The sequence below is a fragment of the Spongiibacter marinus genome (assembly GCF_016906995.1).
In the GTDB taxonomy this organism is placed as follows: domain Bacteria; phylum Pseudomonadota; class Gammaproteobacteria; order Pseudomonadales; family Spongiibacteraceae; genus Spongiibacter; species Spongiibacter marinus.
In genome coordinates this window covers 1-10,222 of record NZ_JAFBBD010000019.1, presented here as the reverse complement: position 1 = coordinate 10,222, position 10,222 = coordinate 1, and the positions used below count along the sequence as shown (strand labels likewise).

Here is a 10,222-nt window from a genome sequence, read left to right as displayed (position 1 = left end):
CTGAATGTTGTCTTGCAGGCCCGGCAGGTGTATCGGCGGCGGACCACCCAGAGAGTGACCCGCTTGCCGTGGATGGGCAGATCACGATAGGGAACGTCACGCTTGCCGAACCGCACGAACTCACCCTGCACGCCGCACCCCTCGCAGGCTACTGGTGTAGGTGCTTCAAGCCGAAAATGTATGTCTTCATTCTGCTCATCAGAATCCACCAACTGGTACCCAGGAAGGCTTAACGAATTAATCATCTCCCGCCTTGATCAGAAAAACAGGTAGGTGGCGTAACCGGCAATCATCGCCATAGCAAAAATGACTGCTAAAAACGCCGCTAAAAGCTTCAGCGTGAACAAAGAGCGCAACAGAATGAGCTCAGTCAGGCTGGCTCCGGCACTGCCGATGATCAACGCTAGCACCGTCCCGGCACCCACGCCTTTGGCCATCAGAGCCGCTGCCAGAGGTATGACGGCTTCAGCGCGAATATACAACGGCACGCCGATGACAGCGGCAACTGGAATGGCAAAGGGATTATCTGGGCCTGCATACTGCTCCAATAAGTCAGTGGGCATGAAACCATAGATCACGCTGCCAATCGCAATACCGATGAGCAGGTAAGGCAACACATCGATAAAGTCCGACCAAGCTTCCCGCCACACACCACTGTACTTCCCTTCTTTCTTAACCGTGACAGTGGGTTGACTGTCACAGCATTCGCTAGACGTAGAGACTGTTGTCTTCCTATCAGCCCCGCAAGAAGCCGTCTTCGGAGTGGTGTCGCAGCTGTTGGTGCCGCAACTCGATGCGGTCGATGTAGCACTGCACGGGCTTGCTGATGAACTACATCCACTGCTCTCTTGTGTCGCCGTCCGGCGCACATAACGCTCGAAGCCAAGCGTGTGAAGCAGCCATCCGGCACCTACCGCGACCACCAAAGCGGCGAGCACATAGATAGCAGTAAGTGTCCATCCAAACGTGGCAACCAGCAGGCCGACGACGATAGGATTCAGCAACGGAGATGAGAAAAGAAACACCATCATCGGCCCAAAACCGGCCCGTGCCCGAATCAACCCTTTCAACATGGGGATAGTCGAGCAACTACAGAAGGGCGTTATAGCTCCTAAACCAGCAGCAAGAAAATAGCCTCGCTTCCCACTGGAAGTCAGTAACGCTTCCACCTTGGATGGTGGGATGTGACGTTGAAGAACTCCGACCAGCAAGCTAATGCCAATGAATAAAACCGATAGCTCGATAGCGAGAAAGGCGAACATGCCTAGAGCGTCTTGGAGTTGAGATGACATTCAATATTACTCCTATATTTCTAGTATTGTCGAAATGATGTACGCAGCCTACTTGCGTTTATCCGACCTGTCAACTATAATTCTAGAAACATCGAATTATTGGGGCGTGCTATGGATCACGAAAAGGTTGCAGCCAGCTTAGCTGAGCTAGGGAATAGTCACCGACTGTCCGTGTTCCGCTTTCTGGTCAAAGCTGGCCATGATGGGGCTTCGGTCGGAGATATCCAGAAGGGGCTGGGTATTCCTGCTTCGACGCTATCACATCACCTTGCGCGCATGGCCAAGGTAGGGCTGATCCGGCAGGAGAAACATAGCCGCACGATTGTCTGTATACCCGAGTATGGGCACCTAGAGAATTTGATCGGTTTCTTACAAGAGGAATGTTGTGCAGGTGTCCGGATTGCGCATGAACCAGAACCGCTTTGACGCTTGCCCAGCTCTCGCTGTCCTCCCTAGTCAGCATCGCTATGAAGACTCAGGCGAAGGTGGAAACAGAAAATTGGCAGTAGAGTAGGCTGAAGAGGATCAATCAGATAATCCGCTGAGAAAGATTTTCTTCTTTACATCTTTGGCATTTTATCAACCAGAAATTCCGGATACCCCAAAATTAAAACTTAAACCCACGTAGGGGGTGTCCGGAGACGCTTGTGACACCCGGCCAGAAACCGGCAACATGACCGGAATCAAAAGATAATTCATTTGCTCGTAAGTGACTTTGGTATTGCCGACCAGCAACTCTTTTGCTCCTTGCAGCATAAAGCAAACAGCGGGGCGATAAATTATTGGGCGAGCCTGTGACGGGTTACTGCGATGCATCAGTGAAATGTCAGCAATGGCGGTTTGCGTCAGGTCTTCTTTTGTAAGTAACGGAAGCAGTCGTTGCGTCAGGTCTGCCATTCGCTGGGCAAGGTACTGATCAGACATAATTGTAATCCTCGAGCTGTGGCTAAGTTCACCCTTTAAATGAGATTCATCAGTATAGGTGTGGGTGTTGTGTTTCGACCAGTAAATGGCTCAGGGAATGTAGTATTAGGCAAGTATTGCGGAGGATCTTACATCTCTTAGCGTGTTTAATCCTGAAACATTATGCCTTTGGAAAGTTTTGCAATACCATGTCGGCAACCGCGTATAAATCCTCAGTAGAGGCACCATTATTAGCTTGTACTGACATGCCCTGCAGTACTGTGCCGATATAGCGCGATAAAATAGCCGCATCGACATGCTGTGGCAGGTCGCCATCCTGCTGTGCTTGTTCAAAACGTTTCTGGAGTGCTTGCTGGCCGTCTAATCTGCGTTTAACTAACGCATCTTTAACGGTGGCTGAAGCTTCGCTGCAGGACAGCGCGCCCTGAACAGTGACACAGCCTTGAGGGTGATCCGCGTTGGCCATTCTGTCGGCAGCTCCGCGCAGCATCGATTGCACTACTAAGTATGCAGTTTTCTGTTCCATTGCCGGATAAAAGAAGGCATCAGGTCGTTTTTCATAGAGGTCGATAGCCTGCAAAAACAGCTGCTCTTTATTACCAAAAGCAGAGTAGAGGCTGGGTTTATTAATACCCATCACCTTTGTCAGGTCGCTCAATGAGGTGCCTTCGTAGCCATTACGCCAAAACAGTTCTAGCGCTTTGCCCAGTGCTTCTTCTTTATTAAAAGCACATGGCCGTCCGCGACAAACCGTTTGAGTTTTCGTTGTCATAGCTATACTCCTCATCGACACTTTAATGCCCTTGCTGGCACGCTCACATAGTAAACAGGCGGGCGAATACTGTCCAGCGATACTCTGTCGGATTCTGCTGCGGTAAAAAGGCCGCTGGCATCAATCGGAAACAGAGATTTCATATCGACTCTATAGAAATAGGCAAGTAGTCAGCAGTTTTCGGCACGCTAATTTCTACCTGCAATAACTATACTTTACCTCGTATTAAAGGCGGCCTGTTTTTGGTTGCTTCAGTTGTTCTTACGTCGTTTTTCTGTATTTAGTTCAAAATAAACATCAATTTTACCGATCAGTACAAAATTAATTTGACAGTAACTTCGATTTCTATATTCTTACCGAACGGTACATAAATAGCTAGTTTTATTTGATGCAACTTTTTGCAGCATAGGGCAATAATTTGGAGAGCAAGGCCATGAGTACGACAAACACGTTAAAATTTCTTTTAGGAGGTATTGCTGCGCTGGTATTAGCCGCGTGCAGCAATCCGGAAGCAGCGGAAGAGACTGCGGCACCGGCTCCGCCGCAAGTTAGCGTAGCGCAGGTGGTGCATGAGCGAATCACCGAATGGGATGAATTCACCGGCCGTTTGCAAGCGCCACAGACGGTTCAGTTGATACCCCGAGTTTCTGGTTATATCGAGGAAGTTCATTTCAACGAGGGGGCTCTGGTAGATAAAGGAGACTTGCTGGTACAGATTGATCCTAAACCTTTCGCTACCGAAGTTGCGCGGCTTAAAGCTGAGCTGCAAAGTGCGCAAAGCGCTGCGGTTCAGGCGGAAAAGGAATACCGGCGGGCTGAAAAACTCAGTAGCCAGCGGGCAATTTCTGCTGAACTACTGGACAGTCGTTTAGCTCGTAAACAGCAAACAGCGGCAACAGTAGCTTCGGTTGAAGCTGCACTTGAACGCGCTGAACTCGACTTAAGCTACACCCGCATTACCGCGCCTATTAGCGGCCGGGTATCTTATGCTCAGGTTACCGCCGGTAACTTTGTGAGCGCGGGACAAAGTCAAATTACCAGCCTGGTTTCAACCGAGAAAATGTATGCGTATTTCGATGTAGACGAGCAGAGCTACCTCAAGTACGCACGTCTGGCTGAAACAGGGAAACGAGCTGATACCCGCGACTCGACCTCGAACCCCGTTTATATGGCACTGGCTAACGACAGCAATTATCAGCACGTAGGCCGGGTCGATTTTGTCGATAACCGCATTGATGCGCAAACCGGCACTATTCGTGTACGAGCCAGTTTCCCTAACGATGACAACGACTTGTTACCTGGTCTATTTGCCCGTATTCGTTTGGTGGGCAGCGACTCTTATGAAGGCATTTTGATTGACGAAAAGGCTGTTGGAACCGACCTGAATAACAAGTTTGTATTGGTGGTTAATAGTAATAATGAGCTGGAGTATCGGGCGATTGAGCTGGGTGAAAAAGTTAATGGCCTGCGCATAGTGACAGAAGGTTTAACGCCAAAGGACAAAATTGTAGTGAACGGTTTGCAGCGAGTTAGAGCCAATATGAAAGTTGATCCTCAACTGGTGCCAATGGCAAGCAGTGAGCAACTGGTCCGGTTGCGTAAAGTGCAACAGTTGCTGGACGAAGCCAATAACGAGTTAACGGCGCAGACATCTACAGAAGATAACCACGGTTAAGGGGTACTGAATGTTTTCTCAATTTTTTATCCGACGGCCGATTTTTGCCGCGGTTATCTCGCTGTTGTTCTTTATTACCGGTGCGATAGCGGTATGGCAACTGCCTATTACCGAATACCCGGTGGTGGCGCCACCAACGGTTGTAGTAACGGCTAACTACCCGGGTGCTAACCCCAAAGTCATAGCGGAAACTGTGGCCTCGCCACTGGAGCAGGAAATTAATGGTGTGGAGGATATGTTGTATATGTCCTCTCAGGCCACCTCGGATGGTCGTATGACACTGACCGTTACCTTTGCTATCGGTACCGACGTCAATTTAGCGCAAACTCAGGTGCAAAGCCGGGTAGAGCGAGCCAAACCGCGCCTGCCACAGGTGGTGCAGCGCTTGGGGGTAGTGACTGAGAAGTCGTCTCCAAATGAAACCATGATGGTGCATCTAACCTCACCGGATGATCGCTACGACATGCTGTACCTGTCGAATTATGCGAACTTAAATATCAAAGACGAACTGGCGCGTATAGAAGGCGTTGGGGCGGTCAAGTTATTTGGCGCTGGCGAATACAGCATGCGGGTCTGGCTGGATCCTAATAAGGTGTCCGCACTGGGTTTGTCCCCGGCGCAAATTACCGAGGCAATTCGTGAGCAAAACCAACAGGCGGCAGCTGGCAGTTTGGGTTCTCAGCCAAGCGGTGACGCTGATTTTCAGTTGCTTATCAATGTGAAAGGCCGTCTGACAGACGTCGAAGAGTTTGAAGACATTATTATCAAGGTGGGCGAGAACGGCGAGATCAGTCGCTTAAAAGATGTCGCCCGTGTTGAGCTTGGCGCTTCAACTTATGCGCTGCGCTCGTTACTGAACAATAAAGACGCGGTAGCGCTTCCTATTTTCCAGGCGTCTGGCTCCAATGCCATTCAAATTTCTGACGATGTTCGCTCCAAAATGGCGGAATTGTCGAAAGGTTTTCCTGACGGTTTAACGTACGACATTGTGTACGACACAACCGTTTTTGTGCGCAGCTCTATTGATGCGGTAGTGAAAACTCTGCTCGAAGCTGTATTGTTGGTGGTACTGGTTGTGGTGCTGTTTTTGCAAACCTGGCGCGCCTCAATTATTCCTTTGGTCGCGGTACCGGTGTCGCTGGTTGGAACCTTTGCCTTCATGCACTTGCTGGGCTTTTCGTTAAACACCTTGTCGCTGTTTGGGCTGGTGCTGGCTATTGGTATCGTCGTGGATGACGCCATTGTGGTGGTGGAAAACGTAGAGCGGAATATTAGCGAAGGTTTGTCCCCCATTGCTGCTACACAAAAAGCCATGAAAGAGGTGACTGGTCCTATTGTCGCGACGACACTGGTGCTGGCAGCGGTATTTATTCCAACCGCCTTTATGTCGGGCTTAACCGGTCAGTTTTATAAGCAGTTTGCGTTAACCATTACCATTTCTACCTTTATCTCAGCCATCAATTCACTAACGCTGAGCCCTGCATTGGCGGCGCTTCTGTTAAAAGGTCATGGCGAGAAAAAAGACATACTGACCCGCGGTATGGATAAGCTGTTAGGCCGTTGGTTATTTGAACCCTTTAACCGCTTTTTTGCCCGTTTGTCTAAAGGTTACGGCTGGCTGGTTAAAAAAGTGATCCGCTATGGCGTCATTGTAGGCGTTCTGTATGTGGCTTTATTAGGGTTAACCGGTCTGCAGTTTGCGACGACTCCTACTGGTTATGTGCCCAGTCAGGACAAGCAATACCTGGTGGGTTTTGCACAATTGCCGGATGCCGCTTCGCTGGATCGCACCGCTGCGGTCATTAAAGAAATGTCGAGTATTGCCTTGGATCATCCGGGTGTGGCGAACTCAATTGCCTTTCCGGGTCTGAGTATTAACGGTTTAACTAACAGTCCGAATTCCGGAATTGTGTTTGTGTCGCTAACTGACTTTGATGAGCGAACGGATTCTTCAATGTCGGCTAATGCAATAGCGGGCGCATTGAACCAGAAGTTCGCGGCTATTGATGAAGCTTACGTTGCCATATTCCCGCCCCCGCCAGTGCAAGGGTTAGGGACTATTGGTGGTTTCCGTCTGCAAATACAAGACCGTGCTAACCATGGTTACGAAGAGCTGTATAAGGTCAATATGGAGGTGATGCAAAAGGCCTGGGCGACGCCTGAACTGACCGGCGTATTTTCCAGTTATCAGGTGAATGTGCCGCAGCTTGATATCGATGTCGACCGTACGAAAGCTAAGCAACAAGATGTGAGCCTGGATGAGGTATTCCAGACTTTGCAGGCTTATATGGGCTCAGTGTATGTGAATGACTTTAACCGGTTCGGGCGTACCTATCAGGTGAATATGCAGGCAGATGAGCAGTTTCGCCAAACGCCTGAGCAAATCAGTCAGCTGAAAGTGCGTAACGGCAGTGGTGAAATGGTTCCTGTGGGCTCCTTTATGAACATTACCAACACCGCAGGACCGGATAGAGTCATGCATTACAACGGCTTTACCACCGCTGAAATTAACGGTGGTCCTGCGCCGGGTTACAGCACAGGGGAAGCACAGGCGGCCATTGAAAAAATTCTCGCTGAAACCTTGCCGAACGGCATGACCTACGAGTGGACAGAACTGACTTACCAGCAAATTCTGGCCGGTAATGCGGGCATGTTCATTTATCCGCTGGTTATCTTGCTGGTCTTTATGGTGCTGGCTGCGCAGTACGAAAGCTTAACTTTGCCGTTGGCCATCATCCTGATTATTCCGATGACCCTGTTATCGGCGTTAAGCGGTGTGCTTATCTATGGCGGGGACAACAACATTCTTACCCAGATAGGTTTAATTGTGCTGGTGGGGCTGGCGGCGAAGAACGCCATTCTAATTGTCGAGTTTGCCAAAGAGCTGCAGGACCACGGTATGAGTACCATGGAAGCCATTCTGGAAGCCGGTCGCCTGCGTTTGCGCCCCATACTGATGACGTCTATTGCCTTTATTATGGGTGTGGTGCCTATGGTCTTCTCCACCGGTGCCGGCGCTGAAATGCGCCAGGCCATGGGCGTTGCCGTGTTCTCCGGCATGATTGGTGTCACCATTTTCGGTCTCATTTTAACGCCGCTGTTCTACTACATGTTGGCTAAACGTGGCGAGAAAAAGGCGCTACCAGAGCCAACGGAAAGCTCTTCGGAGGAAAACAAACATGCGTAATACAGTGAAGCTATCAACCCTTGCTCTACTCGTGGCGTCGCTAAGCGCCTGCTCTGCCGGGCCGGACTACCAAAGGCCGGAGAAGGTAGAAAGCATTAACCTAAGCCAGCCGTATCAGCAGGCCGAGCAGGCTTTGAACTGGTGGCAGGCGTTTGACGATGCTGAGCTTAATCAGTTGGTAGAGCGTGCTCTGGAGCAGAACCGTACCCTGGCGCAAGCCAGGGCGAATGTCGACCGGGCTTATGCGGTATTTCGTGATGCCGACAACGATTCATGGCCGAAAGGGACGCTGGAAACAGGTTATCAGGCGAGTGAAAACAATACTCTGTCGGCAGACGATGATGACGTTATTACCCGCTGGTACAGCAGCGGTATTACCCGCGGGTACAGCAGCGGTGCCAACTTAAGCTGGGATCTGGACTTGTTCGGCAAATTACGTCGAGCCAGTGAAGCGGCGGAGGCTCAGGCGCAGCAAGCCGATATTCTCTGGCGCGACGCGCAAGTGCGACTGATCAGTCAGGTGGCCACCAGCTACGGCGAATATCGTGGAGCGCAGTTGCGGCTGGAGGTTGCCGAAGAAAATCTGGAAAACCTGCAGCAAAGTCGTGCCATAGTGCTGGCCAGATTAGAGGTCGGCATGGCTTCGGAGCTGGAGTTAGCACAAATTGACGTGCAATTGCACCGGGTGAAAGCGTCAGTGCCCGCATACCGGGAAGCGCTATCGGCGGCGGATGCAACCTTGTCAGCATTGTTGGCGTTAGAACCGGGTCAGCTGGAGTTAAGTGCTGATCCGCAATTGCCCGAGCTAAAGCGTCCGGTGGCTGTGGTCGACGGTGAGAACTATCTGCGCCATCGGGCGGACGTGGCAAGTAGCGAGCGGCTATTAGCAGCTCGTACGGCAAATATTGGTGTGGCGACAGCGGATTTATATCCGAACCTCTCGGTGCGTGGTTTTCTCGGCTTTTTATCCGGCCCCGGGTTAACACTGGGTAGTGAAACACAAAGCTGGTCAGTGGCACCGAGTTTAAGTTGGCAGGCTGCCGATTTAGGTTCGGTAAAAGCACGTATCCGTCAGGCCGAAGCCAGTGCGCAAATGGCACTGGCTCAGTTCGAGCAACAGGTATTTGACGCTATTAACGAAATGCAGTTATCGCTGAACAGTTACAACCTGAGCCGCGAGCAGCAACTTAATACAGAGCAACAGTGGCAGGCCAGTAAAAAGGCCGTAGAAATTGCCCGTCAGCGATATGAAGCGGGTAGCAACGAGTTCCTGGATTTGCTCGATGCCGAACGTGAACTGCTGCGCAGTCGCGACCAGTTGGCTCAACTGCAAGAACAGAGCTTTGTCCGCTTAGTCGATATCTACCGGAACTTTGGTGGCGGCATCCAGTTAAGGTAAATAGAACTTTAACCCAGGATCCGCAATAAGCAGATGGGGTGAGTATTCATAAAAAGGTGATTCCAAAGTAAAAGTTTTTTGATGGACGCTGACCCTGTCATTTAAGTGAAAACAACAAGTATGTTGGTGAACAACTATGTCTACCTATTTGCTGATCAACAGTGACACTTTGTTAGCTAAGCAGTTTGTGAAAACAATTCGACCTTCGGACGACGCCGTTTGGGAATTACATTTCGCAGAGGCAAGTGTGACTGAAGAAAGAAATAATGAAGCTCCACACCTGAGTGTCTGTGATCCTGAAGATGACTGGCGCCTGAATTATGAACTTGAGAGAGCCTTTTTGGAGTTCGGCTATTTTGACGACGTCATCTTATTTCCGGGGGCTCTCAAGTTTGGTGCAATTGAAGCAATTCCATCCCGCACCATTAATGAACAGGTCTCCAGACAAATAACTTCTGTCATTGAGATATACAGAATACTGGCGGACAAGCTGAGGTCGCACAAATCGTGTCATATCACTCAATTTCTTTATGAAGAGTCTTATGAATTCAGTGCCTTGTCGTCTCTGCCTATGGCAGTAAACGGAGCGCTTCGCGGACTGGTGAATGGTTTACGAAAGGAATTTCTGACGCTTAATGTTGATATAGATATTGAGTTTTTAAAACCGGATTATAAAGATTTTATTAATAAGGGTATACGGATTTAATGGTTGATGGGGCACCTTTACCCCACCAACCTGATACCATTATCAGATGGTTGATAGATCGACTCCGTAGTTGAGTTCCTCTGCGAAGTCCGGCAGTCCGTAACCGATGGTTTTCTTGTAGAAAGGAGAGACCTTCGCAGTCGGTGCCTTCTTCTTGTGCTTCGTGGTGTAGAGCATTCGTGCCCGCATCACCTCGAAGGAGTAACCGCGCCCTTCACGGTTCTTGTCCTTGGCCAGTCGGTTGATGGACTCCGTGTAAGCGTTGGT

General features: G+C 50.0%; 8 protein-coding genes and 2 pseudogenes. 5 read left to right on the top strand and 5 right to left on the bottom strand.

Annotated elements, in window-relative coordinates; all coding sequences use genetic code 11:
• Positions 1–245: pseudogene (locus tag HNR64_RS16845) on the bottom strand (transposase family protein); the annotation flags it as partial.
• A gap of 12 nt (positions 246–257) precedes the next feature.
• Positions 258–1,292 (bottom strand): permease, encoded by a 1,035-nt coding sequence (locus HNR64_RS16840; RefSeq protein WP_000098298.1) that lies wholly within the window; start codon positions 1,290–1,292, stop codon positions 258–260.
• Positions 1,293–1,403: 111 nt separating this feature from the next.
• On the opposite strand from HNR64_RS16840, the gene HNR64_RS16835 reads away from it, so the two are divergent.
• On the top strand, positions 1,404–1,718 hold the full coding sequence (locus HNR64_RS16835) for an ArsR/SmtB family transcription factor (RefSeq protein ID WP_000349485.1): 315 nt from the start codon (positions 1,404–1,406) through the stop codon (positions 1,716–1,718).
• Between the two features lie 153 nt (positions 1,719–1,871).
• Here the strand turns inward: HNR64_RS16835 and HNR64_RS16830 are convergent, their stop codons facing one another.
• Positions 1,872–2,216: an AraC family transcriptional regulator gene (locus tag HNR64_RS16830; protein ID WP_204997553.1), complete on the bottom strand. Its 345-nt coding sequence runs from the start codon at positions 2,214–2,216 to the stop codon at positions 1,872–1,874.
• 160 nt (positions 2,217–2,376) lie between these two features.
• On the bottom strand, positions 2,377–2,988 hold the full coding sequence (locus HNR64_RS16825) for a TetR/AcrR family transcriptional regulator (protein ID WP_027951222.1): 612 nt from the start codon (positions 2,986–2,988) through the stop codon (positions 2,377–2,379).
• Between the two features lie 433 nt (positions 2,989–3,421).
• On the opposite strand from HNR64_RS16825, the gene HNR64_RS16820 reads away from it, so the two are divergent.
• The 4 genes from HNR64_RS16820 (at position 3,422) to HNR64_RS16805 (ending at position 9,955) form a co-directional block, all read left to right on the top strand.
• Positions 3,422–4,663, top strand: coding sequence for an efflux RND transporter periplasmic adaptor subunit (locus HNR64_RS16820; protein WP_027951223.1), 1,242 nt, complete (start codon positions 3,422–3,424; stop codon positions 4,661–4,663).
• Positions 4,664–4,673: 10 nt separating this feature from the next.
• Positions 4,674–7,850, top strand: a complete 3,177-nt coding sequence (locus HNR64_RS16815; RefSeq protein ID WP_204997552.1) for an efflux RND transporter permease subunit — start codon at positions 4,674–4,676, stop codon at positions 7,848–7,850.
• Complete coding sequence (locus HNR64_RS16810; protein ID WP_027951225.1) at positions 7,843–9,249, top strand: efflux transporter outer membrane subunit; 1,407 nt, start codon at positions 7,843–7,845, stop codon at positions 9,247–9,249. Before HNR64_RS16815 ends, HNR64_RS16810 begins: the two co-directional genes overlap by 8 nt.
• A gap of 136 nt (positions 9,250–9,385) precedes the next feature.
• The gene (locus HNR64_RS16805; RefSeq protein ID WP_204997551.1) at positions 9,386–9,955 is read left to right on the top strand and encodes a Rossmann-fold NAD(P)-binding domain-containing protein; all 570 of its coding nucleotides are present in this window, start codon (positions 9,386–9,388) and stop codon (positions 9,953–9,955) included.
• Positions 9,956–9,997: 42 nt separating this feature from the next.
• Here HNR64_RS16805 and HNR64_RS16800 read toward each other — a convergent pair.
• Positions 9,998–10,222 (bottom strand): annotated as a pseudogene (locus HNR64_RS16800) (ISL3 family transposase); the annotation flags it as partial.

What these genes read in the sequence shown, in the direction of transcription:
- HNR64_RS16815 (WP_204997552.1), top strand. Translation starts at nt 4,674, where the DNA reads ATGTTTTCTCAATTTTTTATCCGACGGCCGATTTTTGCCGCGGTTATC.
- HNR64_RS16820 (WP_027951223.1), top strand. Translation starts at nt 3,422, where the DNA reads ATGAGTACGACAAACACGTTAAAATTTCTTTTAGGAGGTATTGCTGCG.
- HNR64_RS16810 (WP_027951225.1), top strand. Translation starts at nt 7,843, where the DNA reads ATGCGTAATACAGTGAAGCTATCAACCCTTGCTCTACTCGTGGCGTCG.
- HNR64_RS16805 (WP_204997551.1), top strand. Translation starts at nt 9,386, where the DNA reads ATGTCTACCTATTTGCTGATCAACAGTGACACTTTGTTAGCTAAGCAG.
- HNR64_RS16840 (WP_000098298.1), bottom strand. Translation starts at nt 1,292, where the DNA reads ATGTCATCTCAACTCCAAGACGCTCTAGGCATGTTCGCCTTTCTCGCT.
- HNR64_RS16835 (WP_000349485.1), top strand. Translation starts at nt 1,404, where the DNA reads ATGGATCACGAAAAGGTTGCAGCCAGCTTAGCTGAGCTAGGGAATAGT.
- HNR64_RS16830 (WP_204997553.1), bottom strand. Translation starts at nt 2,216, where the DNA reads ATGTCTGATCAGTACCTTGCCCAGCGAATGGCAGACCTGACGCAACGA.
- HNR64_RS16825 (WP_027951222.1), bottom strand. Translation starts at nt 2,988, where the DNA reads ATGACAACGAAAACTCAAACGGTTTGTCGCGGACGGCCATGTGCTTTT.